Source organism: Pseudomonas sp. YJ42 (assembly GCF_047225135.1).
Classification (GTDB): domain Bacteria; phylum Pseudomonadota; class Gammaproteobacteria; order Pseudomonadales; family Pseudomonadaceae; genus Stutzerimonas; species Stutzerimonas stutzeri_E.
Genome location: NZ_CP178378.1, coordinates 1611275 through 1637809, shown reverse-complemented (window position 1 = coordinate 1637809; position 26535 = coordinate 1611275). Strand labels below are relative to the sequence as shown.

General features: G+C 61.6%; 26 protein-coding genes. 13 read left to right on the top strand and 13 right to left on the bottom strand.

The window, feature by feature from the left end; all coding sequences use genetic code 11:
* Window positions 1-124 precede the first annotated feature (124 nt).
* Window positions 125-1147, top strand: a complete 1023-nt coding sequence (locus tag ACL0K2_RS07320; RefSeq protein ID WP_239611522.1) for a MerR family transcriptional regulator — start codon at window positions 125-127, stop codon at window positions 1145-1147.
* 63 nt (window positions 1148-1210) lie between these two features.
* On the opposite strand, the gene ACL0K2_RS07315 is transcribed toward ACL0K2_RS07320, so the two are convergent.
* From ACL0K2_RS07315 to ACL0K2_RS07305, 3 genes are all read right to left on the bottom strand, one after another.
* Window positions 1211-2434, bottom strand: a complete 1224-nt coding sequence (locus tag ACL0K2_RS07315; RefSeq protein ID WP_239611523.1) for an MFS transporter — start codon at window positions 2432-2434, stop codon at window positions 1211-1213.
* A gap of 166 nt (window positions 2435-2600) precedes the next feature.
* Window positions 2601-3125, bottom strand: coding sequence for an ankyrin repeat domain-containing protein (locus ACL0K2_RS07310; RefSeq protein WP_239611524.1), 525 nt, complete (start codon window positions 3123-3125; stop codon window positions 2601-2603).
* Window positions 3126-3268: 143 nt separating this feature from the next.
* On the bottom strand, window positions 3269-4627 hold the full coding sequence (locus ACL0K2_RS07305) for a cytochrome B6 (protein ID WP_413044448.1): 1359 nt from the start codon (window positions 4625-4627) through the stop codon (window positions 3269-3271).
* Window positions 4628-4942: 315 nt separating this feature from the next.
* Here ACL0K2_RS07305 and ACL0K2_RS07300 point away from each other — a divergent pair, with 315 nt between their 5' ends.
* A complete protein-coding gene (locus ACL0K2_RS07300; RefSeq protein ID WP_025242650.1) occupies window positions 4943-5155 on the top strand; it encodes a DUF3820 family protein in 213 nt (70 codons plus the stop codon).
* A 43-nt stretch (window positions 5156-5198) separates the two neighbouring features.
* On the opposite strand, the gene ACL0K2_RS07295 is transcribed toward ACL0K2_RS07300, so the two are convergent.
* Window positions 5199-5729 (bottom strand): hypothetical protein, encoded by a 531-nt coding sequence (locus ACL0K2_RS07295; RefSeq protein WP_045163288.1) that lies wholly within the window; start codon window positions 5727-5729, stop codon window positions 5199-5201.
* Between the two features lie 319 nt (window positions 5730-6048).
* On the opposite strand from ACL0K2_RS07295, the gene ACL0K2_RS07290 reads away from it, so the two are divergent.
* The 3 genes from ACL0K2_RS07290 (at window position 6049) to ACL0K2_RS07280 (ending at window position 9944) form a co-directional block, all read left to right on the top strand.
* Window positions 6049-7170: a beta-ketoacyl-ACP synthase III gene (locus tag ACL0K2_RS07290; protein WP_413044125.1), complete on the top strand. Its 1122-nt coding sequence runs from the start codon at window positions 6049-6051 to the stop codon at window positions 7168-7170.
* A gap of 259 nt (window positions 7171-7429) precedes the next feature.
* Entirely contained in the window at window positions 7430-8728 is a 1299-nt protein-coding gene (locus ACL0K2_RS07285; RefSeq protein ID WP_045163182.1) for an OprO/OprP family phosphate-selective porin, read from the top strand.
* Window positions 8729-8816: 88 nt separating this feature from the next.
* A complete protein-coding gene (locus ACL0K2_RS07280) occupies window positions 8817-9944 on the top strand; it encodes a GNAT family N-acetyltransferase (RefSeq protein WP_413044124.1) in 1128 nt (375 codons plus the stop codon).
* Between the two features lie 8 nt (window positions 9945-9952).
* On the opposite strand, the gene metR is transcribed toward ACL0K2_RS07280, so the two are convergent.
* Window positions 9953-10879: a transcriptional regulator MetR gene (metR, locus tag ACL0K2_RS07275; protein ID WP_045163180.1), complete on the bottom strand. Its 927-nt coding sequence runs from the start codon at window positions 10877-10879 to the stop codon at window positions 9953-9955.
* A 214-nt stretch (window positions 10880-11093) separates the two neighbouring features.
* The gene (locus tag ACL0K2_RS07270) at window positions 11094-11684 is read right to left on the bottom strand and encodes an exopolysaccharide biosynthesis protein (protein WP_045163179.1); all 591 of its coding nucleotides are present in this window, start codon (window positions 11682-11684) and stop codon (window positions 11094-11096) included.
* A 157-nt stretch (window positions 11685-11841) separates the two neighbouring features.
* On the opposite strand from ACL0K2_RS07270, the gene metE reads away from it, so the two are divergent.
* Window positions 11842-14142 carry a 5-methyltetrahydropteroyltriglutamate--homocysteine S-methyltransferase gene (gene metE / locus ACL0K2_RS07265; RefSeq protein ID WP_413044123.1) on the top strand — a complete coding sequence of 767 codons (2301 nt, stop codon included), beginning with the start codon at window positions 11842-11844 and terminating at the stop codon, window positions 14140-14142.
* Between the two features lie 109 nt (window positions 14143-14251).
* Window positions 14252-14722: a Cys-tRNA(Pro) deacylase gene (gene ybaK, locus ACL0K2_RS07260; RefSeq protein ID WP_413044122.1), complete on the top strand. Its 471-nt coding sequence runs from the start codon at window positions 14252-14254 to the stop codon at window positions 14720-14722.
* Window positions 14723-14734: 12 nt separating this feature from the next.
* Here ybaK and mltF read toward each other — a convergent pair whose 3' ends face one another.
* On the bottom strand, window positions 14735-16195 hold the full coding sequence (gene mltF / locus ACL0K2_RS07255; protein ID WP_045163176.1) for a membrane-bound lytic murein transglycosylase MltF: 1461 nt from the start codon (window positions 16193-16195) through the stop codon (window positions 14735-14737).
* A gap of 287 nt (window positions 16196-16482) precedes the next feature.
* On the opposite strand from mltF, the gene ACL0K2_RS07250 reads away from it, so the two are divergent.
* Together ACL0K2_RS07250 and ACL0K2_RS07245 are read left to right on the top strand one after the other, a co-directional pair.
* Window positions 16483-16782 carry a GIY-YIG nuclease family protein gene (locus ACL0K2_RS07250; protein ID WP_045163175.1) on the top strand — a complete coding sequence of 100 codons (300 nt, stop codon included), beginning with the start codon at window positions 16483-16485 and terminating at the stop codon, window positions 16780-16782.
* Window positions 16783-16851: 69 nt separating this feature from the next.
* Entirely contained in the window at window positions 16852-17790 is a 939-nt protein-coding gene (locus ACL0K2_RS07245) for a glutathione S-transferase family protein (RefSeq protein WP_413044121.1), read from the top strand.
* 48 nt (window positions 17791-17838) lie between these two features.
* Here the strand turns inward: ACL0K2_RS07245 and ACL0K2_RS07240 are convergent, their stop codons facing one another.
* Complete coding sequence (locus ACL0K2_RS07240) at window positions 17839-18636, bottom strand: undecaprenyl-diphosphate phosphatase (RefSeq protein ID WP_045163173.1); 798 nt, start codon at window positions 18634-18636, stop codon at window positions 17839-17841.
* Between the two features lie 184 nt (window positions 18637-18820).
* Entirely contained in the window at window positions 18821-19828 is a 1008-nt protein-coding gene (gene yejK, locus ACL0K2_RS07235) for a nucleoid-associated protein YejK (RefSeq protein WP_045163172.1), read from the bottom strand.
* 145 nt (window positions 19829-19973) lie between these two features.
* Between yejK and ACL0K2_RS07230 the strand changes: the two genes are divergently transcribed.
* The 4 genes from ACL0K2_RS07230 (at window position 19974) to ACL0K2_RS07215 (ending at window position 22080) form a co-directional block, all read left to right on the top strand.
* On the top strand, window positions 19974-21185 hold the full coding sequence (locus ACL0K2_RS07230) for an MFS transporter (protein ID WP_413044120.1): 1212 nt from the start codon (window positions 19974-19976) through the stop codon (window positions 21183-21185).
* On the top strand, window positions 21185-21307 hold the full coding sequence (locus tag ACL0K2_RS07225; protein WP_268988828.1) for a hypothetical protein: 123 nt from the start codon (window positions 21185-21187) through the stop codon (window positions 21305-21307). Before ACL0K2_RS07230 ends, ACL0K2_RS07225 begins: the two co-directional genes overlap by 1 nt.
* Before the next feature lie 146 nt (window positions 21308-21453).
* Window positions 21454-21645: a hypothetical protein gene (locus tag ACL0K2_RS07220; RefSeq protein ID WP_045163170.1), complete on the top strand. Its 192-nt coding sequence runs from the start codon at window positions 21454-21456 to the stop codon at window positions 21643-21645.
* A 3-nt stretch (window positions 21646-21648) separates the two neighbouring features.
* Window positions 21649-22080: a GNAT family N-acetyltransferase gene (locus ACL0K2_RS07215; protein WP_080890639.1), complete on the top strand. Its 432-nt coding sequence runs from the start codon at window positions 21649-21651 to the stop codon at window positions 22078-22080.
* Here the strand turns inward: ACL0K2_RS07215 and rlmF are convergent, their stop codons facing one another.
* The 4 genes from rlmF to nhaD all read right to left on the bottom strand — a co-directional run bounded on the left by rlmF (window position 22081) and on the right by nhaD (window position 26255).
* Window positions 22081-23085, bottom strand: coding sequence for a 23S rRNA (adenine(1618)-N(6))-methyltransferase RlmF (gene rlmF, locus ACL0K2_RS07210; protein ID WP_413044119.1), 1005 nt, complete (start codon window positions 23083-23085; stop codon window positions 22081-22083). It lies immediately after the preceding gene.
* A gap of 46 nt (window positions 23086-23131) precedes the next feature.
* Window positions 23132-24301, bottom strand: coding sequence for a YbfB/YjiJ family MFS transporter (locus ACL0K2_RS07205; protein ID WP_413044118.1), 1170 nt, complete (start codon window positions 24299-24301; stop codon window positions 23132-23134).
* A gap of 201 nt (window positions 24302-24502) precedes the next feature.
* Window positions 24503-24799 carry a winged helix-turn-helix domain-containing protein gene (locus tag ACL0K2_RS07200; protein WP_045163166.1) on the bottom strand — a complete coding sequence of 99 codons (297 nt, stop codon included), beginning with the start codon at window positions 24797-24799 and terminating at the stop codon, window positions 24503-24505.
* 76 nt (window positions 24800-24875) lie between these two features.
* Window positions 24876-26255, bottom strand: coding sequence for a sodium:proton antiporter NhaD (gene nhaD / locus ACL0K2_RS07195; RefSeq protein ID WP_239611534.1), 1380 nt, complete (start codon window positions 26253-26255; stop codon window positions 24876-24878).
* Between the last annotated feature and the right edge of the window lie 280 nt (window positions 26256-26535).

The window sequence follows — 26535 nt, the reverse complement described above, 5'->3', positions numbered from 1 at the left end:
ATCACGTCGCAACGATCCGCTCGTATCCGGGACGGTCGCTGTCGAAAAACTTCCTTGATGCCATTGACCCTCACGTTGCGTGAGGCCCGACCATCACTTTCGCACGGACGAGGAGCGCTTTGCGATGCAGTTGAAAGTAGGTGAATTGGCCCGGCGTTGTGGTTTGACCGTCAGGACCTTGCACCACTACGACGACATCGGATTGCTACGCCCATCCGCGCGCTCCGACGCGGGCTATCGGCTGTACAACCGTGACGATGTTGCACGGTTGCAGCAGATCCAGGCGCTACGAAGCCTGGGTGTTTCGCTGGCCGAAGTCGGAGCGATTCTCGACCGGCAAGGGCGGTCGGTGTCCGCCGTGATCGAGCAGCAGTTGAGCCTGCTCGACCAGCAGATCGCACGCCAGATACGGCTGCGCGAACGGCTGGCGCAGCTGCATCAGCAGTGCGTCTCGGGCGACGAGCCGGCGCTTGCCGACTGGCTGGAAGCACTGGAGTTGATGAGCATGTACGAGAAGTATTTTTCCGAAGACGAACTGCGGCAACTGCCGTTCTACAACCGCAACGCCGTGAGCGATGCCCGCTGGGCCGAACTGGCCGAGGAGGGCGCACGGCTGCTACACGAAGAAGTCGACCCGCAGGACGAACGGGCGAAAGCGCTGGCGCGACGCTGGATGCAGCAACTGGAGCGGGACACCGCGGCCGATCCTGGCCTGCTGGCGAAACTCGACGCCATGCACTTGGAAGAACCGGTACTGCAGCAACAGACCGGCATCTCCCGTGAGGTCAGTGACTATGTGCTACGAGCCTTTGCCGAGACCAAGCTGGCCGTGTACGAGCGCTACCTCGATCCCGACAGCATGGCGTTCATGCGTCGGCACTATCTGGACAGCATGCGTGAATGGCCTGGCCTGATCGCTGCGTTGCGTAAGGCGCAACGGGATGGCCTGGCGCCCGACTCCGAGCAGGTGCAGCAGCTGGCCCGACGTTGGCTGGCACTGTTTCGCGCCTATGCCGGTGACGATCCGCGGATCCAGCAGACGATTCGCCAGGCCAACCAGCGCGAGCCCAGCCTGATGGAGGGCACCTGGGTTGATGAAGGCCTGTTGCGCTACCTCGGCCAGGCGGTCGATGCGCTCTGCACCTGACGCTATGAGTTGTGCGTGGGATGGATACTGCGAACTCAACCCCTCCCACGTTAATTCGGGTATTCAATCGCAGGCGATGGCCGTTTCGGGGGACGCTTGACCGTCGTCGCGTGATGTCCAGGCCCACCAGAACACCAACAAACCGACCGCACCGGTTGCAGCGCCGATGTAGCCGGTGGAGGTCCAACCCAGGCCAGCGCTGATGGCCAGTCCGCCAAGCCATGGGCCGAGCGCGTTGGCGACGTTGAATGCCGAATGGTTGGACGCCGCGGCCAGCGTCTGCGCATCGGCGGCTACGTCCATCAGGTGCGTCTGCAGTGCAGGCGACAGCGAGACCATGGTACCCACTGCGAAGGCCGCCGGCAGGATGGTCCATAGTGAATGGGTGGCAAAGGGAAATACCAGCAGGACGAAAATGCTCCAGAGCAATAGCCAGGCGATGGCTTTGAAGCGCAGCTTATCGAATAGCCAGCCACCGAAGATATTGCCGACGATACCGCCCAGACCGAAGGCCGCCAGGCCCACCGGAATCCAGCTTTCGCTGACGCGGGTAACCTCCAGCAGGGTCGGCGCCAGGTAGCTGAACACGCAGAACATGCCAGCAAAGCCGATCGAGCTGATGGCCAGCGCCAGCCACACCGGTTTGCGATTGAAATCGCGTAGTTCGCGCATCGGATTATTACGTGGCTCGCTACGGTCCAGTGGCAGGAAGATTGCCACCAGCAGCACCGTCAGCAGCGCGATTAGCCCCACCAGGCCGAACGCCCAACGCCAGCTCAGCCACTGCCCCAGCCAAGTCGCGATGGGGTTGCCGATCAGCATGGCGATGGTCAGTCCGGCCAGCACCCGGCTGACCGCCTTGGCGCGTTGATCCGCCGGCACCATCGAGGCAGCGACCAGCATGGCCACGCCGAAATAGGCGCCGTGGGGCAGTCCGGCGATGAAGCGGAACAGCATCAGCGAGTGGTAATCCGGGGCCATGGCGCTGGCGAAGTTGCCCAGCGCGAAGAAACTCATCAGCAGCAACAGCAAATGTCGGCGGAACAACCGCGAGCCGAGGATCGCCAGCAGCGGCGCCCCGACCACCACACCCAAAGCGTAGGTGCTGATCACATGGCCGACCTGCGGCTCGCTGATGCCCAATCCCTGCGCCACGTTGGGCATCAGTCCCATGATGGTGAACTCGCCTGTGCCGATAGCGAAACCGCCCATGGCTAGCGCCAGCTCTATCAACAGGATCGCGCGCGGAGAAAAGCGCGGCGTCGGCGGGGCGGTGTACGCCGTCATGGTCGTCCTCGGAGGTGGCGGAGAAAAATGCGGGATTATCCCGTGCAGCGCGCCGGAAGGGGAGCGCTGGCTGCTTTCGGCTCAGTACACAGAGATCGGAAGAGGACGCGATGGTTCAACGACGCGGCACGGGCGTCGAGCGCCGCGATTGGTAGGGCGGTGCCGGTCAGTCGGCGAACTTGCTCAGCAGCGCATGGGTGTCGGCGGCGCCCATCATCGCGGCGGCGGTGAGTGGCGTGGCACCGTTGCGGTCGGCAGCGTGCGGGTTGGCACCCTGGGCGATCAGGTATTGGACGATCTCGGTGCGGTTGAACATGGCGGCCACCATCAGCGCGGTTTTGCCATCAGGCGATGCGCCCTCTACATCGGCGCCCTGTTCGAGCAGCAGCCTGATCATCGCCAGATCCCCCTTGAACGCCGCACCCGCCAGCGGTGTCTGGCCTTTGTCGTTGCGCAGCTGCGGATCGGCGCCGCTCTCCAGCAGCACGCGTGACGCATCGAGATGACCATGGTAGGTGGCGAGCATCAACAGGCTGTCGCCGTTGTGGTTGCGTATGTTAGCCGGCAGGCCGCGGCCGAGCAGGTCGGCGAGGCGCACAGCATCGCCTTTACGGGCGCTGTCGAATATCTGCTCGGCAAAGGCCAGCGCGGCGTCGTCCAGTTCGGGCTTGGGTTGGGCTGGTTCGGTCATGGAGCGCTCCTCGATGAGGCGATGCGCCGACGTTTGCCGGCGCGTGCAGCATTGTGACAAGCGACAGGGCAAAAGGCGCCATGACAAAGGCCATGCCTGCAATAGGCCGTCCGTATTAGGACCTCAACCCTGGCGCAGCGGCGTCACAGGGTGCGCAAAAACGCCACCAGATCGGCTTTCTCCTCCTGGCTCAGGCCGCGCTGCAATACCAGGTTGAAGAACTCGACGGTGTCCTCGAGCGTCAGCAGGCGACCGTCGTGCAGGTACGGAGGCGAGTCCTTGATGCCGCGCAGCGGGAAGGTCTTGATCGGCCCGTCGCCGACGGCCATGACGCCGTTGTACTCCTGGGGTTCGTAGAAGCGTTCGGTCTGCAGGTTATGCATCAGGTGGTCGGTGTAGTAGGGCGGTATGTGGCAGCTTGCGCAGGCGCCTTTGCCGTGGAAAACCTGCTCGCCGCGCAATTCCTGTTCGCTGGCCTTGGCCGGGTCGAGTCGGCCCTCGACGTTGAGCTTGGGGGCCGGCGGGAAGTCCAGCAGTGCCTGGAACTCGCCCATGAAATGCACCTGGCTGCCGCGCTCGAGCACATTCACGCCTTTTTTCGCCGCCAGCACGATGTCGCCATCGAAATAGGCGGCGCGCTGCTCGAATTCGGTGAAATCTTCGACCGTCTTCAGCGCGCGCTGGGAGCCGAAGATCTGTTGCACGTTCACGCCGCGCAGGGTGGGCGTGTCGATGCGGTGGCGGAATTTCTGCGGCCGCACGTCACCGGCCAGGTGCGTGGCGGCATTGGTATGACCGTTGGCGTGGCAATCCAGGCAGGCGACTCCGGTATGTGGATGCTCGCTGCGCCGGTCATCGGTCGCATTGAATTGCTGTTGCGGAAAAGTCGTCACCAGCAGGCGCAGCCCTTCGAGCTGCTTGGGGTTGAGGATGCCGTTGAACAGCTCGAAGTAGTTGCGGATGTTCACCAGCTTGCCCTGGGATACATCGCCGAGATCCGGCCGCGTGGTGAGATAGATCGGCGCCGGGAATTCCGGAAGGAAGTGGTCCGGTAGATGGAAATCCAGGTCGAAGCGGGTCAGGTCGCGGCCCTCGATCTTGTTGACCTCATCGATATGAAACTGCGGAAACACCATTCCGCCTTCGGGATGGTTCGGGTGTGGTAGCGGCATGAACCCGGCGGGGAAGCGCTTCTGTTGGCGGATCTGCTCGGGGCTCAGTTGCGCCAATTCCTCCCAGCTGCCACCCGCGAGCTTGACCCGCACGCCGGCTTGTATCGGCTTGCCGCGCGCCATGGTGACGCCTTCGGCTGGCGTGTCGCTGAGGTCGTAGCGCTGTCTCAGCAGCTCCATGTGCCTCTCGAGGATGGCAGGCTTGTCCGCTGACATGCGCTGCATGATCGCATCGAAATTCTCGCTGATGACCACGGGGTTGTAGCTGGTCGGCTTATCGTCTTCGGCGGCGTAGGCCATCGGTACGATAGGCATGGTGCCAAGCGCCATGGCCAGGCACGAGCGGGCTAGGACGGCATTCATGTTGTTGTTTTCCTGTATCGACGAGGTCGTACAGAAGGCCTAGAAGCAAATGGCTTCGCTTGCTAAATAGGCAAGGCCTATGGTCGTGATAGAGAACCTCTAGCGAACCCCGGCTATTCGCTGTCGTCAGCGGTGGCGCAGGCTGGAGGGATCATGGCGATGTGCCTTATAGCTGTGCGCTTGCTTGGCGCGCAGCGTTATGACGAAAGGGTTCAGCTTACCCAAGCTGCCGTTTCAGACCGGCTGTGGCAGTATCTGCGCTCCGTCGACCGAAGCGCTGCCATGAAACCCGAAGACCTCGAACGCCTGGTGACCCAGACGATGCCGTACGGCAAGTACAAGGGGCGGTTGATCGCAGATCTTCCGGGCAACTACCTGAACTGGTTCGCGCGGGTTGGCTTCCCGCCCGGGGAAATTGGCCAGTTGCTGGCGCTGATGCAGGAAATCGACCATAACGGTCTGTCAGGGCTATTGGAGCCGCTGCGCCGACGCTAGGCCCGTTGCCGCTCGGGGCGAACGAAACGGCAGCGGAGCTGGCTCAGCCTTCGCTTTCAGCTTGTAACGCCGCCAGCGCCGGGGCGGCATAGATGCCCACTTCCACCGCCAGGGTCATTACCCGCTCGATATCGCTGGTGTATACGAGCACCGCTTGCAGTTCGTCATCCAATGGCTCGCTGAAGTCCACCAGCACGTAGCCGCCTTTTTCCGGGTAGAGACTGCTTAGTTGCGTCTGGATGCGGTTGAGCGCCTTCAGCGGCTCGGTTTTCGCCAACTGCTTGGGTTTGAGGACGAAATTCACGTCCGGGCCGAACGAGCCGACGATCTGCTCGAACAGCGTCTGGTAATCGTCGGCCTGGAACAGCACGGTGTCCGGCAGGCTGCCGACGATCATCCATTCGCCTAGCGGAATGGGGAAGTCATCGTCGTAGATGATGTCCGGGTTGGCCTGCAGAAAGGCACCGGGATCGGCATAGGCTTGAGCCGCTTCGTCAGCGAGGCGGTTGATCTCGTCTTCGCTCATGCAGCCCGAGCTGATCAGACGGATCAGCTCGGCGAGTGGGTCTTTCATCGGATGGTCCTGTGGGTTGGGATCGCAAGAATAGCCGAAAGCGATCATTGCCGACGGGCGCCTTTGGAACGCAGCCGGCATGTCGGGATGGCGTTCCCCTCTCGACACCCGCTTCCCTGACGCGTCAACGCGGGTGACGTTGCAGGCTTGTGATCTGTTTTGTCTGCATTTGAACGCCAAGCTGCGGCATCTGCCAGGTTTTCGTGCACAATAGCCGCCATATAAACAGACGCGGCATGAACGATGGCGAACGGCGCTGGCCGGCCTCGCTCCGTTGCGGCGCCAGACAACGATCAGCCAATATTCAAGAGGAACGACTGTGCATAACGTCGTCATCAGCGGTACCGGCCTTTATACCCCTGCCCACAGCATTTCCAACGACGAACTGGTCGAGTCGTTCAACACCTACGCCCGTCGCTTCAACGCCGAACACGCCGCCGCCATCGAGGCGGGTGACGTGCAGCCGGTACCGGAATCCAGCTCGGCCTTTATCGAGAAGGCGTCGGGCATCAAGAGTCGCTTCGTCACAGACAAGGCCGGCATTCTCGACCCGGACCGCATGGTCCCGCGTATTCCCGAGCGCAGCAACGAACAGTGGTCGATCCTCTGCGAGATGTCGGTCAAGGCGGCCGAGCAGGCACTGGCGCGCGCAGGCAAGACTGCCGCCGATATCGACGGCGTGATCGTCGCCTGCTCCAACCTGCAGCGCGCCTACCCGGCGATCGCCATCGAAGTGCAGGCGGCGCTGGGCATCAAGGGTTTCGGCTTCGACATGAACGTGGCCTGCTCCTCGGCCACCTTTGGCATCCAGAACGCGGCGAACTCGGTGCAATTGGGTCAGGCGCGTGCCGTGCTGATGGTCAACCCGGAGATCTGCACCGGGCACATGAACTTCCGCGACCGCGACAGCCATTTCATTTTCGGCGACGCCTGCACGGCGGTGATCATCGAGCGCGCCGACCTGGCCACTTCGCCATACCAATGGGACGTGGTCAGCACCAAGCTGGCGACCGAGTTCTCCAACAACATCCGCAACAACTTCGGCTTTCTGAACCGCACCGCCGAGGAATACATGACCAACCCGGACAAGCTGTTCGTCCAGGAAGGTCGCAAGGTGTTCAAGGAAGTCTGCCCGATGGTGGCCGAGCTGATCGGCGAACATCTAAAGGAGAACGAAATCGAGGTCAGCGCCGCCAAGCGCTTCTGGCTGCACCAGGCCAACCTGAACATGAACCATCTGATTGTGCGCAAACTCTTGGGTCGCGACGCCAGCCCGGAAGAGGCGCCGGTCATTCTCGACACCTACGCCAACACCAGTTCGGCCGGTTCGGTGATCGCCTTCCACAAGCATCAGGACGACCTTTCGGCTGGCAGCCTTGGCGTGCTCAGCTCGTTTGGTGCTGGCTACTCGATCGGCAGCGTGATTTTGCGCAAGCGCTGATCGCCGCGCAGCTTGCGACAACCAGGGCGGATCTTGATCCGCCCTTTTTTCCTGCGCGTTGGCCGAAACGCGCAAGGCCTCTTGGGTTGTGTCACTCATCCAACAGCTATTGCGATAAACACTGATCTTTTAAGTTCCCCTTGTCATAAAAGCTTTATGGAACAGCCACCTGGCTGACACATAGCCTGGCCAAGATGCCGGCAGCACAAAGAGCCATACCTGTGTGTTTTCCAACGCTAAACCAAAAGGGGAATTTTCGATGATCCGTAAGCACTTCGCCGGTTTCGCCGCCAGCGCCCTCGCTCTGGCCGTTTCCGCCCAGGCTTTCGCCGGCACCGTCACCACTGACGGCGCTGACATCGTAGTCAAGACCAAGGGTGGCCTGGAAGTCGCCACGACGGACAAGCAGTTCAGCTTCAAGATCGGCGGGCGTCTGCAAGCCGACTACAGCACCTTCGACGGCTTCTACACCCAGAATGGCGACAACGCCGACGCCGCCTACTTCCGTCGCGCATTCCTGGAAATCGGCGGCGTGGCCTACCAGGACTGGAAATACCAGTTCAACTACGATTTCGCGCATAACGCCGGCAGCAGCGAAGACGGCTACTGGGATGAAGCATCCATCCAGTATTCCGGCTTCAGCCCAGTGAACATCAAGATGGGTCGCTTCGATCCCGATTTCGGTCTGGAAAAAGCCACCAGCTCCAAATGGGTGACCGCCCAGGAGCGTAACGCTGCCTACGATCTGGTCGATTGGGCCAACGGCCACCAGAACGGGCTGGGCATCCAGGTCAACGGCACGGCTGGCGACTCCCTGTACGGCTCGCTGGGCCTGCATGCCAAGGATCAGAACGACGTCGACGGTGAAAGCGTCAAGCAGGTCAACGCCCGTGCGGTCTTCGCGCCGATGCACGAGGCCGGCAACGTCCTGCACTTCGGTATCAACTTCGCCCAGCGCAACCTGGACGACACGGCCACCGACGGCCGCATCCGCAGCCGCCTGGGCATGCGCGGCGTGAGCACTGCCGGTGGTAACGATGCCGGCACCAACGGCAACCGCCTGTTGCTCGGTGGCGCGAACAACGCACCGGCGGGTTCTTACGGCGACGACACCGCGTTCGGTCTGGAAGCTGCCTGGGCGATGGGTCCGCTGTCCGTTCAGGGTGAATACATCACCCGCGAGATGGATTCCGATTCCGCTGCCTACGAAGATGTCGAGGCCAAGGGTTACTACGCCCAGGTCGCCTACACCCTCACCGGCGAAGCACGTGGCTACAAGCTCGGCCGCTTCGACCAGCTCAAGCCGGAAAACAAGCAGATCGGTGCCTGGGAAGTCTTCTACCGCTACGACCATATCGAAGCTGAGGATGACTCGGTCGGCCTCGTTGCGACCAACGACGTCGAAGGCAAGGTGCACAACCTGGGTGTGAACTGGTACGCCAACGAGAACGTCAAGCTCAGCGGCTACTACGTCAAAGCCAAGGTCGACAACGCCGAGAACGCCAACGGCGACGACGACGGCGATGGCCTGGTGTTCCGCGCGCAGTACGTGTTCTAACGCAACACAGTTTCCTTCGTGATGCTCCTTTAAAGCCCCATACACATGGGGCTTTTTTTCGTTCCGATTAGCCGCCAGACTGGCGCCTATGCCTATTCAGACTCTTTCCTGCCTTGCCGACATCGCGCCCGCTCGTTGGGATGCTCTGCTCGGTGACCATCCTCAGCCCTTTCTTCGCCACGCGTTCCTCGCCTCGCTGGAGGACAGCGGCAGCGTCGGAAGGCGAAGTGGCTGGCGTCCGCAGCATCAGCTGCTCAGCGATGCGCAGGGTGCAGCCATCGCCGCGCTGCCGCTGTATCGCAAGACCCATTCCAGCGGTGAGTACGTGTTCGACTGGGCCTGGGCGGATGCCTGCCATCGGGCCGGCATCGAGTACTACCCGAAGCTCCTTTGCGCGGTGCCATTTTCACCCGTGTGCGGCGCGCGCCTGTTGGGTGATTGCGAGGCGGCCGGCGAGCTGCTCGATCAGCTCACCGAAGGGCTCGCCGAGAACGGGCATTCCAGCCTGCATGTGAATTTCACCGAAGCGGCCGCCGATGCGGTTTTCCAAGGGCGCGATGGCTGGCTGGAGCGCATCGGTTGCCAATTTCATTGGCACAACCGCGGCTACCGTGATTTCCAGGACTTTCTCGACGCGCTCACCTCACGCAAACGCAAGCAACTGCGCAAGGAGCGCGAACAGGTGGCGGGGCAGGGGATCGAATTCGACTGGCGTGAGGGCCATCAGCTTGGCGAGGCCGAGTGGGATTTCGTCTACGCCTGTTATGCCAATACCTACTACGTACGCGGGCAGGCACCCTACCTGACGCGAAGCTTCTTCAGCCTGCTGGCCGAGCGGATGCCGGAGGCGATCCGCGTCGTGCTAGCCCGGCAGGGCGGCCGGATGGTGGCCATGGCCTTCAGTCTGGTCGATGCACATGGGCTCTACGGACGTTACTGGGGCTGTCTTGCCGAGTTCGATCGGCTGCACTTCGAGACCTGCTTCTATCAGGGTATCGACCAGGCCATCGCGGCCGGGCTGTCTCGCTTCGATGCCGGGGCCCAGGGCGAACACAAGCTCATTCGTGGCTTCGAGCCGGTGATTACCCGTTCCTGGCATTACCTGCGACACCCCGGGCTGCGCGCCGCGGTGAGCGAATTTCTCGAACAGGAACGCGTCGGAGTGCGGCGTTACGCCGAGGCAGCGCGCAATGCGCTGCCCTATCGGCAGGACTGAAGGACGCTCTATTTCGCTTTCTGCGCCGCGCTGACGCCTTCCAGGGTCGAGAAGGAAGTGTCCTTGGCGGTCAGCAGGAAGTCGCGCATGAATGGCGAATCCAGCATGTCGGCGCGAATGCCGGCGAACAGCGTAGCAAACAGTCCTTTTTCGCCCAGGCGCTTGGCGGTGACATAACCGCGGGTGCTGTATTCGTGCAGCGCCCAGTTCGGTACGCAACAGACACCGCGGCCCGAGGCCACCAACTGCATCATCATCACCGTCAGCTCAGAGGTACGGACCTGCGCCGGCTCGACATCCGCCGGCTCGAGAAACCGGGTGAAGATATCCAACCGGTCGCGCTCCACCGGATAGGTAATCAGGGTTTCGCTGGCCAGGTCTTCGGCGCGCACGTAGGGCCGATTGGCCAAGGGATGCTGGTTGGCGACCGCCAGCAGGGCCTCATAGGTAAACAACGGGACATAGGTGATGCCGGGCAGCTCGATCGGATCGGAGGTCACGACCAGATCCAGATCGCCGCGAGCCAAAGCCGGCAGCGGCGCGAACGAGAAGCCCGAGGCGAGATCGAGTTCGACTTCCGGCCAGGCATCGCGGAACTGGTCGATCGTGGGCATCAGCCACTGGAAGCAGCTGTGGCATTCGATGGCCATGTGCAGGCGGCCCGCCGTGCCACCGGCCAGCCTCGCCAGGTCACGCTCGGCGCTGCGCAGTTGCGGTAACAGGCTGTCCGCCAGTTGCAGCAGGCGCAAGCCGGCACTGGTGAAGCGCACGGGGCGGGTCTTGCGCACGAACAGCTGCAGGCCCAGACGTTCCTCCAGTTCCTTGAATTGGTGCGACAGCGCCGACTGGGTCAGATGCAGGCGCTCGGCCGCTTCGACGAGGCTGTCGGTTTCGCGCAAAGCATGAAGGGTTTTCAGGTGGCGGATTTCCAGCATGCTGCGGCTTCCTGCTGTGACGGTATCGGGGCCAGGATCCGAGGAAATACTCGATCGGGGAAACTACGATGACTTGAGCATCACTCATTGTGTTGGCGAAGTGTGTTCCAGCGCGATGGCTATTGTCGAGCAGGCAGAATGGCGACTGAACTCACCCGCGTCTCGCAAAAGGTTGTCTTCGCCGAGACGCGGGATGCAGAGGTGATGAGGCGGGTCACATCCAGATGCGGCTGACCAGATAGACCAGCACGCCGAGAAACAGGAGGGCGACGATTACCAGGGCGCCGTCGCGCGCCATCATGCCCAGCCCGAGGAAACTCAGCGCGGCGCCCGCCGCAGAATTGCCGAACGGGATCAGCTCGAGTGGCGGCATGGTGGCGGCGATCAGCAGGCATACCAGCGCATTGAGGCGTACTGCGAGGCCTTCGGTGAGAAAGGTCAGGCGATGCCGCAACAGCCGATCGACCCAGCGCGCGGGACGCTGCAGAAAGGCGATGGCCCGATCGTATTTACCCCGCGATGCCCGACGCTGAAGCAACCACCGGGGCAGCCAGAAGTGTTTGCGCCCGATCAAAATTTGGAGTGCGATCAGCCCCACCATGACGGCAAACAAGCTTGGCAGTCCGGGGATACCCGACAGGGGCGAAAACACCAATAAACCCGGCACCAGCAACAAGGCTCCGAAGCTGCGGTGGCCGGTCGCTTCGAGCATGCCCTGGATGGTAACCGGCTCGCTGGGTTCGCCAGCCTGGCTGAGGCGCTCCAGCAGACCTTCAAGATTCTCCGGTTGTTGTCTGCCAATCATTTCAGTTCTTCTTATGCCTTTGGAGTGTTAGAGAACAAAAGCGAAAAAACGACAATATGAAATTTTTTACTATTCAAAACAAAATGCATTAGTTTGTTTCATTCTCTGGCTACGCCCACAATCTCCTCCATCGAAGCGAAATGAATTGGAGGTTGTTATGGCTGTTGCTCATTCCCTGGGTTTCCCGCGCATCGGCGCCGATCGGGAGTTGAAGAAGGCGCTGGAGGCGTACTGGAAGGGCGACCTGACCGAGGAAGCACTACGCCAAGTGGGCCGTGAACTGCGTGCTGCGCATTGGCAATTGCAGGCCGACGCGGGGATCGAGCTGTTGCCCGTTGGTGATTTCGCTTGGTACGACCAAGTCCTGACGCACTCGCTGATGTTTGGCGTGATCCCCGAGCGGTTTCGTCCGGCCGATGGCGCACCGACATTGGACACTCTGTTCGCCATGGCGCGCGGCGTCAGCAAGAGCTGCTGCGGCAGCGGACAGGCACAGGAAATGACCAAATGGTTCGATACCAATTACCACTATCTGGTGCCCGAATTCACTGCGGATCAATCCTTCAGCCTGTGCTGGACCCAATTGTTCGAGGAGGTCGAGGAGGCCAAGGCGCGGGGGCATGCGGTGAAGCCGGTACTGATCGGCCCGCTGACCTATCTCTGGCAGGGCAAGGCCAAGGGGGAAGCGTTCGACAAGCTGGAGCTGCTCGAACGCTTGCTGCCGATTTACGGCGAGGTGCTCGAGCGCTTAGCTGCGCAAGGCGTGGATTGGGTACAGATCGATGAACCAATTTTGGTATTGGACCTGCCGCAGGATTGGAGGAATGCCTTCGAGCGGGCCTATCATCTGCTGCAAAGAGCGCCGCTGAAGAAGCTGGTCGCGACCTATTTTGGCGGCCTGGAAGATAATCTGGGACTGGCGGCCGCATTGCCTGTGGATGGTCTGCACATCGATCTGGTGCGTGCACCGGAGCAGTACCCGGTCATTCTCGATCGGCTGCCGACCTACAAGGTTCTCTCCCTTGGTCTGGTCAACGGTCGCAACGTCTGGCGCTGCGATCTGGACAAGGCGCTGGATGTGCTGCGGCATGCACGCGAGCGTCTCGGCGATCGGTTATGGGTTGCCCCTTCCTGTTCGTTGCTGCATACCCCCGTGGATCTGGCTCGCGAAGATCAACTGGACGCTGAGCTCAGAAACTGGCTCGCGTTTGCCGTGCAGAAATGCGCTGAAGTCGCGGTCCTGGCACGTGCGCTGGACACCCCCGAAGACGCCCGGGTACAGGCCGCATTGCAGCACAGCCGGGATGTTCAGACCAATCGGACGCAATCGCCGCGTATCCATAAGCCCGAAGTGCAGGCGCGCCTGGCCGCTATCGACCCGCTTGATAGCCAGCGTCAGTCGCCTTTCGCCGAGCGGATCGACAAGCAGCGTGCGCGGCTGGGACTGCCGGCATTCCCGACCACGACCATCGGCTCCTTTCCGCAGACGTCGGCGATCCGTCTGGCACGCCAGGCCTTCAAGCAGGGCAAGCTGGGGTTGACCGAGTACACCGAGGCGATGCAGGCGGAGATCCGTCATGCGATAGCCGTGCAGGAACAACTGGGCCTGGATGTGCTGGTGCACGGTGAGGCTGAGCGCAACGACATGGTCGAATACTTCGCTGAGCAGTTGGACGGCTACGCCTTCACCCGTTTCGGCTGGGTGCAGAGTTACGGCTCTCGTTGCGTCAAACCGGCGGTCATCTACGGCGATCTGAGTCGTCCAGCGCCCATGACGGTGGGGTGGATCCGCTATGCACAGCAGCAGACCGGCAAAGTCATGAAGGGCATGCTCACCGGCCCGGTGACGATGCTGATGTGGTCCTTCACCCGCGAGGATCTCAGTCGCGAGCAGCAGGCCCGGCAGCTGGCACTGGCGATCCGTGACGAGGTGTGCGATCTGGAAGCGGCCGGCATCAAAATCGTGCAGATCGACGAAGCTGCGTTCCGCGAAGGATTGCCGCTGCGTCGCGCGCAGTGGCAGGGCTATCTCGACTGGGCAGTCGAGGCGTTCCGCCTGTGCGCCAGTGGCGTGCGTGACGAGACGCAGATCCATACGCACATGTGCTACAGCGAGTTCAACGATGTCATCGAATCGATCGCCGCAATGGACGCCGATGTCATCACCATCGAAACCTCGCGTTCGCAAATGGAACTGCTCGAGGCCTTCCGTGCCTTCGATTATCCCAACGACATCGGCCCGGGCGTCTACGACATCCATTCGCCGCGGATACCGGATACGCAGGAAATGGTGCAGTTGCTGGAAAAAGCCAGCGAGCGCATCCCCGCTGAGCGGCTCTGGGTCAATCCCGACTGCGGCCTGAAGACCCGCGGCTGGCCGGAAACCGAGGCGGCACTGGTCAACATGGTGGCGGCGGCACGGCAGCTGCGTGCGACGCAGCGGTCCAAGGTGGCCTGAGCCGGAGTCGGCAGGCCGCTGGCATGTCGTGACATCAGCGGCCCGCACAGCGTGCGGGCCATTGTGTTTTTGGCTAATGTAGCGACCTCCATCTAATGATCCTTTCGCCATGACGCCCGCCATCGATCTCCTGAAGAAGGCTAAAGCCGAGCACCGCATTCACAGTTATGAGCACGATCCGAAGTCCGCTTCCTATGGCCTCGAGGCCGCCGAAAAGCTCGGTCTCGAACCTGCGCGGGTATTCAAGACGCTGCTGGCCTGCAGCGAGAAGAATGAGCTGCTGGTCGCCGTGGTGCCGGTCGCCGGTACGCTTGATCTGAAGTCGCTGGCTCAGGCGGCCAAAGTGAAGAAGGTCGAGATGGCCGATCCGATGGCCGCGCAACGGGCGACAGGTTACCTGGTGGGTGGGATCAGTCCGCTGGGTCAGAAAAAGCGGCTGCGTACCTTTATCGACAGCTCGGCGCAGGCGCAGCCGAGCATCTATGTCAGTGCAGGGCGGCGGGGGCTGGAGGTCGAGCTGGGCGCCGAGATATTGGCCGAGCATACCGCCGGCAGCTTCGCGCCGATCGGCCGGCCATGAATTTGGAAGGGCTTACAGAGGCGGCAGGATTTCGCCGAGGTCGGTGGCATTGACGCCGGGGATGTGAAACTCGTTATGCACCAGTTGCTGGCCTTCCATCTGTGGCTGGGTCACCCAGGTCAGGATGTCGTAGTAACGGCGAATGTTGGCGACGAAGTGCACCGGCTCACCGCCGCGGGCATAACCGTAGCGCGTCTTGGTGTACCACTGTTTCTGCGCCAGGCGGGGCAGCATCTGCTTGACGTCCAACCACTTGTTCGGGTCCAGGCCTTCGCTCTCGGCCAGTATGCGCGCATCTTCCAGATGACCACCGCCGATGTTGTAGGCGGCCAGGGCGAACCAGGTGCGATCGGGCTCTTTGATGCTTTCAGGCAGGTTGTCGTGGATTCGGGCAATGTACTTTCCGCCGCCCTGAATACTCTGTGCCGGATCGAGGCGATTGTTCACACCCATGGCCTTGGCCGTGTTCAGCGTCAGCATCATCAGACCGCGCACACCGGTTTTTGAGGTGGCGTCCGGTTGCCAATGAGATTCCTGGTAGCCAATTGCGGCAAGCAGGCGCCAGTCCACCCCATGCTCTTTGGCCGTCTCGCGGAAAACCTTTTCATACCGCGGCAAACGTTGCTGCAAGTGTTTGGCGAAGGCGTAGGCACCGACATAACCGAGTACGTCGACGTGGCCGTAGTACCGTTCGCGCAGACGCTGCAGCGTGCCGTTCTCCCGCGCCTGGTCGAGGAACTGGTTGGCCGCCTCGAGCACGCTGTCGTCTTCACCCTTGCCGATGATCCAGGACAGGCTGTTCTGTTCACCCAACTCGAATGCCGCCCGTGCGTTGGTGAAATAGACCTGATTGAGAGCCAGCTCATTCGATTCGACCAGCGTCAGGTCGACTTGACCCTCATCGACCATGCGCAGCAGATCCACCACCTCTACCGCGTCGGATTCCTCGTAGCGCAGCTCCGGCAGTTCGGCCTGCAGCGCCTTGAGTTTTTCCGCCTGACTGCTGCCCTTGAGAACCAGGATGCGCTTGCCTACGAGGTCTTCGGGTTGGGTCGGCCGGCGTTGCCCCCGGCGATAAACCACTTGAGTCGTGACGTCCAGGTAGGGTTTGGTGAAACGTGCGAGATCCTTGCGTCCTTCGCTGGCCACCAGGCCGGCAGCGGCGAGGGCTGGGCCGCCCGGGCGGTTCAGGCGGGTGAAAATGTCCTCGATGCTGTCGGCGGTTTCGATTTGGAGCTTGACGCCGAGATGGCTGGCGAAGCGTTTGACCAGCTCGTATTCGAAGCCGGCTTCGCCGTTGCGATCCTGGAAATAGGTCGACGGACTGTTGCGAGTGATCACGCGCAGTACACCTTCCTCCTTAATACGCTCGAGGGCGCTGGGCGGTTCAGCGCAGCTACTGAGCATCAGGAAGAGTCCGGTCGCCAGCAACCAGGAGGTGCAGCGCTTGCGGAACGCGGTTTGGGCAAACATCGGCGCAGTATACGCAAAGGCGAACCGCCACCATATCTCGACAGGATCGACGGACTTTGCTAAGCGAAGCGGCAATGGGTCGAAAACCCAGGGCTGGCATGGGCTCCTTTTACCAACCGCCGACGGCTGCCATATATCGGATGATCACCCGTCGAATGCGCGGACAAATACTGATCGTGGATCCCAGCTAGCTTGCTCCAGGTGAGATGGATCGGGAGAATCCAGCACCCATCGCCGGGCGACTCGGCGCGTCGCGTGGCATATCACCCATCGAGAGATCCCATCGCATGAGCGTCGCTTCTGCAAAGCCCTGGTTCGTCTATCTGGTGCGAGCCGCCAACGGTTCGCTGTACTGCGGGATAAGCGACGATGCACATCGCCGTTTCGCCGCCCATCAGCGTGGACAAGGGGCGCGTTTCTTTCATTCCAGCCCGGCGGTGGCATTGGTGTATGTCGAAGCCTGCGACAACAAAGGCGATGCACTACGCCGGGAACGTGCCATCAAGCAGCTTAAAAAAGCGGCCAAGGAGGCTCTGGTTTCTGCGCAGGGTGGCTGTGTCCCGGTGAATGACGAGGCAATCAGCTGAACGGGTAGGCCACTTGCTTGGTCGCGAGTAAGCTGCCGTTCTACCTGAACAAGACTGGCGGAGCCTGCAATGCACGAAATCATTCTGCACCACTATCCCACCTCTCCCTTCGCTGAAAAGGCGCGCCTGATACTGGGTTTCAAGCAGCTCTCCTGGCGTTCGGTGGCGATTCCTCCCGTCATGCCCAAGCCCGATCTCACTGCCCTGACCGGTGGCTATCGGCGGACTCCGGTGTTGCAGATCGGTGCTGACGTGTATTGCGATACCGCGCTGATGGCCCGCCGCCTCGAGGCTGAAAAAAGCACGCCCGCGTTGTTCCCGGAGGGCCAGGAGTTCGTCGCGGCGACCTTGGCACAATGGGCCGACTCCGTGCTGTTTCTGCACGCGGTGAGTCTGGTGTTCCAGCCGGAGTCCATGGCCGTGCGTTTCGCTCAGGTACCCAAGGAGTTCGTGCAGGTGTTCAGCGAGGATCGCGCCCAGTTGTTCAGTGGGGGGACGGTGTCACGCATTCCGCTGGAGCAGGCCAAGAGTCACTGGCCGGTGTTGATGGCTCGACTGCAGCAGCAACTGGCGCGCGGGACCGGTGAGTTCCTGTTGGGAAGCGCGCCTTGCATCGCGGATTTTGCCGTTGCGCATTGTCTTTGGTTCCTCAAGGCCACGCCGGTCACCGCGCCGCTGGTCGAGGACTATCCGGAGGTCGCCGCCTGGCTGAGCAAGATTCTGGGCGTCGGACATGGCTCGCATAGCGAGCTGTCCGCCGAAGCGGCGCTGACGTGTTCGCGCGAGGCCACGCCGGCTCCATTGCCAGACGAGGCGTTCTTCGAACCCAACGGCTTCCAGGCAGGCCAGCAGGTGACGATTGCCGCCGTGGATTACGGGACCGATCCGGTGACGGGTGAACTGGTGTTCGCTGGTGTAGAAGAGCTGATCCTGCGACGTGAAGACGAGCGCGCTGGCGTCGTGCACGTGCATTTTCCGCGTATCGGCTATCGCATCGAGGCCTCTTGATGCGATGCACCCGCGGACCGCGGTTGGGCCGCGGGCGCTCTGCACGGCTTACAGGGCGATGAACAGCAACGTGACGCCCAGCAGCAGCCGATAGATCACGAAAGGCAGCATGCCCAGTGCATCCAGGGCCTTGAGAAACAGTTTGATGCAGAGGAAGGCGGCGACGAAAGACAGGGCCGCACCGATGAAAATGTCGTTCCATTGCGCGTCTTCCCCGGACTGAACCAGCTCGACGGCCTTCAGCCCACCCGCTGCGAGAATCAGCGGTATCGACAGCAGAAACGAGAAGCGCGCAGCTGTCTGCCGAGTAAAACCGAGCAGTAGCGCGGCAGTCATGGTGATGCCCGAGCGGGACGTGCCGGGGATCAGCGCCAGGGCCTGGGCGAAACCGATGATCAACGCGCTCTTCCAGGTCAATTGATCCATCTCGGCGACTCGACGGCCCTTTACGTCCGCATACCACAGCAGCAAGCCAAAAATGATGGTGGTGGCAGCGATGAACAGCATCGAGCGGGTGTACTGCTCGATGTAGTCCTCCAGCAACAACCCGAGAATGGCCGCCGGCAGCGTGCCGATGATGATCGCCCAACCCAGCCGGCTCTCGGCGCTGACCTGCTGCCTGAATACGTGAGCCAGCCAGCCGCGGCTGGTGGCGATCACTTCATGACGGAAGCAGATCAGCACCGCTAACAGCGTGCCGACGTGCACCGCGACGTCGAATGCCTGGCCTTGGTCGGGCCAGCCAAATACCTGGGACGGAAGGATCAGGTGAGCGGAGGAGGAGATCGGGAGGAATTCGGTGATGCCCTGCACCAGGGACAGAATAATCAGGTGAAGCCAATCCATTGTGAATCCTTACCAGAACGGGTCGTGCGGGGTGGCAGCTCCAATTGAGCAGCCATGTGACTGACAAACCGGCATTTCATTCGACGGCGGTCGAATTTCGTTCCGCTCGTCCCGCAGCAAGGCGGGCGAGCTGAACGCGCGCGAGTGCTCTTTGCCGTTGCCGGCTGTATTGCACAGTGGTGGGTCAGTCCTTGCGGCGTTTGAGCTGATCGGTCAGTTGGGTGGGCAACTGTCGGATGATCAGCATGTTACGAGCTTCGTCGTATTCGATCTTCGAGCCCAGCAGGTGGGATTCGAAGCTGATCGACAGCCCCTCGGCGCGGCCGGTGAAACGCTGGAATTGGTTGAGGGTGCGCTTGTCTGCCGGGATCTCCGGCGAAAGGCCGTAATCCTTGTTGCGGATGTGCTCGTAGAAGGCGCGCGGGCGCTCCTCGTCGATCACGCTGGACAGTTCCTCCAACGACATCGGCTCGCCGATCTTGGCCTGGCTGCTGGCGTAGCCGACCAGCGCACTGGTTTTCTCCCGCGCTTTTTCATCCGGCAGGTCCTCGCTCTCGACGTAATCGCTGAATGCCTTGAGCAGGGTTCGTGTCTCGCCGGGTCCATCGACGCCTTCCTGGCAGCCGATGAAGTCGCGGAAATACTCCGAGACTTTCTTGCCATTCTTGCCCTTGATGAACGAGATGTACTGCTTGGACTGCTGGTTGTTCTTCCACTCGGAGAGGTTGATCCGAGTGGCGAGATGCAACTGACCTAAATCCAGGTGCCGGGCTTCGGCGACATCCAGCGAGTCGGTGACGGTCACGCCGTTGCTGTGGTGCAGCAGAGCGATCGCCAGGTAATCGGTCATGCCCTGTTGATAATGAGCAAACAGCACATGGCCGCCGGTGGAGAGGTTGGATTCTTCCATCAGCTTTTGCAGATGCTCCACCGCTTGCCGACTGAATGCCGTGAAATCCTGGTTGCCCTCCATGTACTGGCTCAGCCAGCCGCTGAACGGGTAGGCGCCGGACTCCTCGTGAAAGAAGCCCCAAGCCTTGCCCTGCTTGGCGTTGTAGCTTTCGTTGAGATCGGCCAGAAGATTCTCGATAGCCTGGGAATCGCCCAGCTCCGAGTCACGGGCATGAAGCACGGCGGGCGTCCCGTCCGGCTTTTTCTCGATCAGATGAACAATGCAGTGGCGAATCGGCATGGGTTACTCGCGTCGGGTGAGGCAGACAAGCGGCAGTTTACCCGAGCGGCCGTTCCCGTCGCAGGGCAAAAAAAAGTGGATGCGAACGGGTAGGGGTATGCGAGTAAGATGGATCCCCCCTTCGTTTTTGCTAAGTGTGTCGGCTATGAATGCGATATGGCGCAACAGTACCTGGATTCTGTTGGGTGGTTCTCTGATCCTGGCCGTTTCCCTGGGAACGCGGCACGGCTTCGGCCTGTTTCTGCCACCCATGAGCGCGGAGTTCGGCTGGGGGCGTGAGGTCTTTGCCTTTGCAATCGCCTTGCAGAACTTGATCTGGGGTATGGCGCAGCCGGTTACCGGCGCACTGGCGGATCGCTTCGGCGTCGCTCGCACGGTATTGATCGGCGGCGTGCTCTACGCGGTTGGTCTGCTGTTCATGGCTGGCGCGGATTCACCGATCTCGTTGTCGTTGAGCGCAGGTCTGCTGATCGGTCTGGGGCTGTCCGGCACCTCGTTCTCCGTGATCCTTGGCGCGGTCGGCCGCGCCGTGCCGGCCGAGAAGCGCAGCATGGCCATGGGTATCGCCAGCGCCGCCGGTTCGTTCGGTCAATTCGCCATGCTCCCCGGCACACTCGGCCTGATCAGCTGGCTGGGCTGGTCGTCGGCCCTACTGGCGTTGGGCCTGCTGGTCGCATTGATCATGCCGCTGGCGCTGATGTTGCGTAGCGGACCGCCGGCACCGGTGACCGGACCGCAACAGTCGCTGGTCGAGGCGCTGAGCGAGGCGGTCAGTCATTCCGGGTTCCGCCTGCTGGCGCTGGGGTTCTTCGTTTGCGGTTTTCAGGTGGTGTTCATCGGCGTGCATCTGCCAGCGTATTTGGTGGATCAGCATCTACCGGCCATGGCGGGCACAACCGTGCTGGCGCTGGTCGGGCTATTCAATGTGGTGGGGACCTATACCGCCGGATGGCTCGGCGGCTGTTATTCGAAACCCAAGCTGCTGACCGCGCTCTACCTGCTCCGAGCGGTGGTGATCAGCGCGTTCTTCTTCGCTCCGCTGACGCTGTGGACCGCGTATGCCTTTGGTATCGCGATGGGCTTACTGTGGCTCTCCACGGTCCCGCTGACCAACGGCACGGTGGCGACGCTCTTCGGCGTGCGCAACCTGTCGATGCTCGGTGGCATCGTCTTCCTGTTCCATCAGATCGGCTCGTTCTTTGGCGGCTGGCTGGGCGGCTGGGTATACGACCAGACCGGCAGCTACGACCTGGTCTGGCAAATTTCCATCGCGCTCAGCCTGATGGCCGCCGCGCTGAACTGGCCGATTCGCGAGCAACCGGTCGAGCGGGTGCGCCTGGCTGCGGAGATGGCCTGATGCGTGGCGGGTGGCTCTGGACCGGCGGCGTCATGCTGTTGGCGCTGCTCATGGCGGCGATCTTTTGGGGTTGGCGGCAGGGCGGGTTGGCGCTGCTCCAGTTGGGTGTCGGTATTTGCTGATCGATCGTTTGGGCAGTTTTTGCGCTGGCTAAGGAATCAATCAGCCAAAGATGGCTCCAACAAGCGAGACGAATGAAACTGTCGCGTAACCGTCATCTAATGCCTGTAAAAAGCTGCGGCATGCAGTTATCTGGAGCCACCGAACCATGTCCACTCTTACCGAACTCGCCCAACAAATCGCTCAGCTCTATCCACTGCAGGACAAGCGCGTCGGCAAGCGCTACCGCGTGGTCGGCGAACTCGCCGGCATGACCGAACTGGAAGAGATCAACGGTGAGCCACGTTACATCCAGACCATGGCGCTGAAGAACAAGCAGCTCTGGGACGTGGCGGTCTGAGCAATGCCCCATGTGCGCGACGCGCGCCGTACTGATGCATCAGCAATAGCCCGCCTGCTCGGCGAGCTTGGCTACCCGGCAAACGATGACGTCATCGAGCGTCGCCTTCAGCAGCACCTGAATCATGCCGATGCCTGCCTGCTGGTAGCCGAAGGAGGTGAGGGGCAACTGCTCGGCTTCATTTCCCTGCACTTCATCGTCCAGTTGGCGCTCGAAGGCGACTTCTGCCGAATCAGCTATCTGTGTGTCGACTCGACGGCGCGCAGCCAGGGGACCGGTGAACGGCTGGTGCAGGCTGCCGAGCAGCGCGCCCGAGCCCGCGGTTGCGATCGCATGGAGCTTCATTGCGATGTTCGTCGCGAAGGGGCTCATCGCTTCTATGCGCGACTGGGCTACGAGGATGCGCCCAGGTACTTCCGTCGCCCGCTGAGCTGATCAGGTCGGCTGGCGCATCCAACGCGTCGCGCGCCACTCGCGCTGTTGTTCTTCGGCCAGAAAGGTCCAGGCGACGAAGCGACTGCGCTTCTGCCCTTGCGCCATGTCCGATAGGCGTATCTGCTGGGCTCCGAGCTTTTTCAGGCGCGCCTGCAACGGCTGCACATTGCCACCCTTGGACACCAGCGTGCTGAACCAGCAGACCTGTTGCGCCACGCCGCGGCTTTCGTCCGCCAGCCGGGCAATGAATGCCGCCTCGCCCCCTTCGCACCACAGCTCCGCCGCCTGGCCGCCGAAGTTGAGGGTCGGCAATTTGCGCTTGGGGTCGAGTTTGCCGAGGTTGCGCCATTTGCGTTGGCTGCCACTGCTCGCCTCGGCTTGTGATGCATGAAAGGGAGGATTGCAGAGCGTGATGTCGAAGCGATCGTCACGCTGTATTAAGTGTTCGAAGATATGCCCTGGATCGCTCTGCTGGCGCAACGCGATGCTTTTGCCCAGCTTGTTCGCCGCGACGATGGTACGCGCCGAAGCCAGGGCTATCACGTCGATGTCCGTGCCGGTAAAGCGCCAGCCGTACTCGCGCACACCGATCAGTGGGTAAATGCAGTTGGCACCGGTACCGATGTCCAGCGCATGAATGCGCGTGCCGCGAGGGATTTCACCAGCGTTTTCGTCCGCCAGCAGGTCGGCCAGACCATGCAGGTAGTCGGCCCGCCCAGGGATCGGCGGGCATAGATAGCCTGGCGGAATGTCCCAATGCGCGATCCCGTAGAATTGCTTGAGCAAGGCGCGGTTGAACACGCGTACGGCATCCGGGTTGGCGAAATCGATGCTCTGCTTGCCGTAGGGGTTGATGATCACGAACTCGGCCAGCTCTGGGCTGCCAGCGATCAGTGCGGGAAAGTCGTAGCGTCCGCTATGGCGGTTACGCGGATGCAGGGTGGCCTTGCCTTCAGCTGATTTGGCGGCCCGTGCTGGCGGGTTGACGGATTTGCGGACGGTCATTTTTCGGCTGCTGGTAACGGTGAAAACCGGCATTGTCCCACAGCTTTCAGGCGCGACGTGGAACCTGCAGCATCCAGCCCAGGCCCCAGAGCAGCGCGCCGGCACCGAGCCAGAATGCGCTGTGCAGCGAGCCCCCCATGGAAAGCCAGATACCCGTAAGCCAAGGGCCGGCCAACTGAGTCAGGCTGTAGAGCGCAATCAGTGCCGCCGATAGCCGCGGGCCCTGGTGCGGGTGCAGTGCGCGTGCCAAGCGCTGGGTCAGCAGGACCGTGCCGAGAAAGGTACCGCCGACCAGTACGGCGCAAAGCAGAATGCCTGACGCACCCGGCAGCAACAGTGCTGCCAGCACGCCGAGTAGTTGAGCGACATAGCTCAAGCGCAAGGCCAGCACATCGCCCAGCAGAGCACCGAGGCGGTTCCACAACCAGGGGGAGGGCAGCGTTGCGAGTGCAACCACCAGCCAGCTGCTCTCGATGAGCAGGTCGCCGGGCTCGACCTGCAGACGCGCGACCATCGGCAGAAACGTCATCGGCAGGATGTAGCCCATGCCGGCCCCGGCGTAGGACAGAAACAGCGGTGTACTGGCGCGGTCCAGCAGGCGCCCGCTCGGCACGTGTTCCGATCCGTCGGCGAGCGGCGTTTCCGGCATGTCCAGGCGAGCTAGCTGCCGCCAGCCCCACCATGCCAAGGGTAAGGACAGCAGCGCCGCCGGCCACCAGCGGTCCGCACCTGTCAGCACGCCATTGCTAAGGCTGACCAGCAGACTGGAGAGAATCAGCCCAACACAGGCACCCAGGTACACCAGCCCGCTGGATGACACACGCTGCTGGCGCGCCAGCCACTCGAGAATCAGCGAAGGTGCCTGAACGAAGACCAGCCCGTTGCTGATTCCATTGAGTAGACGAAGCGCCGAAAGCGCATCGGCCGAATCGGCCTGGGTTTGCGCCAGCGTACTGAGTACATGCACCACCAGGGCCCAAGGCAGACTGCGGCGGATTTGCGCGACGCGGTGCCAGCGTAACGCCAATAATGCGCCGATGAGATAGCCCAGATAATTCCAAGTGGCGATACTGGCGCCTTCTCGTACCGTCAGCAGGCCGTCCTCCACCAGCCACGGAAGTAGCGGGGTGTAGACGAAACGGCCCAGCCCGTGAACGACCAGCAGCAAGATGGCGCCGGCCAGCAGGACCGGAAACAGGGCGGGGCGTCGAGACATCGAGATGTGGACTATCAGCGAAAAGGGATCACAGCTTAGCGGCTGCTGAGGCAAACGACCACGCTACCTATGGCGGGGCGACCAGCCAGCAGATCCACCTGGCGAAGACGACTCCCGGTATCCCACATACTCCATCCTTAGCGTGAACGTTGGTGAGTGACACCCACCGAGCAGACGGGATCGGCCCGGATTGCGCTGCTTTCAAGGATAGTCGAGTACGGTTTTGATTCGGGACAGGTTGCGCTCGATCCACTGCCTATCGACCGCGCCCCAGTCATGGATGCGATAGCAGCCGGCGTTGTGGCGTTCGCCGTCCTCTTGGATGAAGCGGCAGTCGATATCGAGGTCGGATAGCGCGGCCAGGGTGTCTTGTGCGGTGCGCCTTGGCATGCCGGTTGCGGCGACCAGCGCTGGCACGTTGGTGGCCGCTCCAGTGTCGATCAACCATGCGACATAGAGGCGGCGATAGAAACTACTTTTGGTCTTGCTGACGGTCATCTCGATTCCATTGCTATGAAAGTCCGGCCCGCTCAATACCGCGTCGTGGCGGCGGGCCAGGATAGTAGTGTGCCGTTCAGCGCAATGCGAGCAGACCGATATAGGTGACGGCTCCGGCCGTGTATCCGAGGAAGGCCAGCAGGCTGACTCGTTTGACGTACCAGGTGAAGCTGATCTTTTCCATGCCCATGGCCGCTACGCCTGCCGCCGAACCGATGATCAGCGTGCTGCCGCCGGTACCGGCGCAGTAGGCGAGCATTTCCCAGAAATTCCCGTCGACCACGAACTGAGACAGCCAGGTCGACTCTTCCGGCGTGGCGGCAGCCAGCGTCACGGGGTTGACCAGCGGGTACATCTTCATCGCGCCGGCTACCAGTGGCACGTTGTCCACCACTGCCGAGAGCAGGCCAATGGTGTAATTGATCGGATAAATATGGCCAAGGGACTCGCGCAATATCGTAGCGACCTGGGTCAGGTGACCGGCCGTGGCTAATGCTGCGACCGCCAGCAGGATACCCAAAAAGAACAGTACGCTTGGCGTGTCCACCTTGCGCAGCACACCGACGACCGACAGCGGATGCTTGTGATCGTCCTCCTTGTGACGGTGCAGGAACTCGGTGGTAATCCAGAGGATTCCAAGCCCGAACAGGATGCCCATGTACGGCGGCAGATGCGTGACCGTTTTGAAAATGGGGACGAACACCAGCGCTCCGAGGCCAAGTGCCAGTACCAGATTGCGCTCGAACGCCGTCGTGGCTGGCGGATTGCTTTCAGCCAAATGCGCGCGGGCGCCAGGACGGGGCACTTCACCACGCAAACGAAAGCTGAGGATCAACAGCGGCACCACCAGGCATACCAGACTCGGCAAAAACAACCCGACGATGACGCCGGACGCGGTGATCTGGTTACCAATCCAGAGCATGGTGGTGGTGACGTCGCCAATCGGCGACCAGGCACCACCGGCGTTGGCTGCGATAACCACGACGCCTACGAACAGCCAACGTTCCGGTCGGCCACGAATCAGCTTGCGCAGTAGCGAGACCATCACGATGGTGGTGGTCAGGTTGTCCAGCGCGGCGGAGAGGAAGAAGGTCAGGAAGCCGATGATCCACAACAGATGCACGCGCTTGCGGGTCTGGATGCGATCGGTGATCACCTTGAACCCTTCGTGGGAATCGATCAGTTCGACGATGGTCATGGCGCCGAGCAGAAAAAACAGGATCTCCGAGATCTCACCGAGATGGTGCCGCAATGACTCGACGACCGTCTCGGCCGGACTAGCCGTTTCGTGCCCGCCTTGTATGTGCGGGATGATCGAATCGGCACCCAGCACGAGAAGTGTCCAGCAAATCACGGCGGTGAGAATCGCCAGCGCTGCCTTGTCTATCTTCAACGGGTGTTCTAAGGCTATGCAGAGATAGCCGATAAAAAACACGACAGCCATGAGTACGTACATCGGAGGGCTCCATATTGAGAAACCAAACCGGCTCGTCGGCAGTGCCGACGATTCGGCAGTGGCAGGCTCAAGATGGGCAAACGGCTATGCGAAGCATGAAGCGAAACCGCAAAACGAAAGGCTGGCGCCAGCGTGTGAACGGTTGCACGGTCCCTCCGTCACGGCGTGACGACTCGTGCATATTTCATGTCGTGGAGCGCTCTGCGAGTTAGGCCTGCCAACTATAAATTGTTAATTGTTAATGTCCGTGTGCGGATAGTGTATCGGCCACATCGGTTTT

Bases quoted from the DNA above. Each gene is read 5' to 3' on its own strand.
- ACL0K2_RS07320 (WP_239611522.1), top strand. From the start codon at position 125: ATGCAGTTGAAAGTAGGTGAATTGGCCCGGCGTTGTGGTTTGACCGTC.
- ACL0K2_RS07315 (WP_239611523.1), bottom strand. From the start codon at position 2,434: ATGACGGCGTACACCGCCCCGCCGACGCCGCGCTTTTCTCCGCGCGCG.
- ACL0K2_RS07310 (WP_239611524.1), bottom strand. From the start codon at position 3,125: ATGACCGAACCAGCCCAACCCAAGCCCGAACTGGACGACGCCGCGCTG.
- ACL0K2_RS07305 (WP_413044448.1), bottom strand. From the start codon at position 4,627: ATGGCGCTTGGCACCATGCCTATCGTACCGATGGCCTACGCCGCCGAA.
- ACL0K2_RS07300 (WP_025242650.1), top strand. From the start codon at position 4,943: ATGAAACCCGAAGACCTCGAACGCCTGGTGACCCAGACGATGCCGTAC.
- ACL0K2_RS07295 (WP_045163288.1), bottom strand. From the start codon at position 5,729: ATGAAAGACCCACTCGCCGAGCTGATCCGTCTGATCAGCTCGGGCTGC.
- ACL0K2_RS07285 (WP_045163182.1), top strand. From the start codon at position 7,430: ATGATCCGTAAGCACTTCGCCGGTTTCGCCGCCAGCGCCCTCGCTCTG.
- ACL0K2_RS07280 (WP_413044124.1), top strand. From the start codon at position 8,817: ATGCCTATTCAGACTCTTTCCTGCCTTGCCGACATCGCGCCCGCTCGT.
- metR (WP_045163180.1), bottom strand. From the start codon at position 10,879: ATGCTGGAAATCCGCCACCTGAAAACCCTTCATGCTTTGCGCGAAACC.
- ACL0K2_RS07270 (WP_045163179.1), bottom strand. From the start codon at position 11,684: ATGATTGGCAGACAACAACCGGAGAATCTTGAAGGTCTGCTGGAGCGC.
- metE (WP_413044123.1), top strand. From the start codon at position 11,842: ATGGCTGTTGCTCATTCCCTGGGTTTCCCGCGCATCGGCGCCGATCGG.
- ybaK (WP_413044122.1), top strand. From the start codon at position 14,252: ATGACGCCCGCCATCGATCTCCTGAAGAAGGCTAAAGCCGAGCACCGC.
- mltF (WP_045163176.1), bottom strand. From the start codon at position 16,195: ATGTTTGCCCAAACCGCGTTCCGCAAGCGCTGCACCTCCTGGTTGCTG.
- ACL0K2_RS07250 (WP_045163175.1), top strand. From the start codon at position 16,483: ATGAGCGTCGCTTCTGCAAAGCCCTGGTTCGTCTATCTGGTGCGAGCC.
- ACL0K2_RS07245 (WP_413044121.1), top strand. From the start codon at position 16,852: ATGCACGAAATCATTCTGCACCACTATCCCACCTCTCCCTTCGCTGAA.
- ACL0K2_RS07240 (WP_045163173.1), bottom strand. From the start codon at position 18,636: ATGGATTGGCTTCACCTGATTATTCTGTCCCTGGTGCAGGGCATCACC.
- yejK (WP_045163172.1), bottom strand. From the start codon at position 19,828: ATGCCGATTCGCCACTGCATTGTTCATCTGATCGAGAAAAAGCCGGAC.
- ACL0K2_RS07230 (WP_413044120.1), top strand. From the start codon at position 19,974: ATGAATGCGATATGGCGCAACAGTACCTGGATTCTGTTGGGTGGTTCT.
- ACL0K2_RS07225 (WP_268988828.1), top strand. From the start codon at position 21,185: ATGCGTGGCGGGTGGCTCTGGACCGGCGGCGTCATGCTGTTGGCGCTG.
- ACL0K2_RS07220 (WP_045163170.1), top strand. From the start codon at position 21,454: ATGTCCACTCTTACCGAACTCGCCCAACAAATCGCTCAGCTCTATCCA.
- ACL0K2_RS07215 (WP_080890639.1), top strand. From the start codon at position 21,649: ATGCCCCATGTGCGCGACGCGCGCCGTACTGATGCATCAGCAATAGCC.
- rlmF (WP_413044119.1), bottom strand. From the start codon at position 23,085: ATGACCGTCCGCAAATCCGTCAACCCGCCAGCACGGGCCGCCAAATCA.
- ACL0K2_RS07205 (WP_413044118.1), bottom strand. From the start codon at position 24,301: ATGTCTCGACGCCCCGCCCTGTTTCCGGTCCTGCTGGCCGGCGCCATC.
- ACL0K2_RS07200 (WP_045163166.1), bottom strand. From the start codon at position 24,799: ATGACCGTCAGCAAGACCAAAAGTAGTTTCTATCGCCGCCTCTATGTC.
- nhaD (WP_239611534.1), bottom strand. From the start codon at position 26,255: ATGTACGTACTCATGGCTGTCGTGTTTTTTATCGGCTATCTCTGCATA.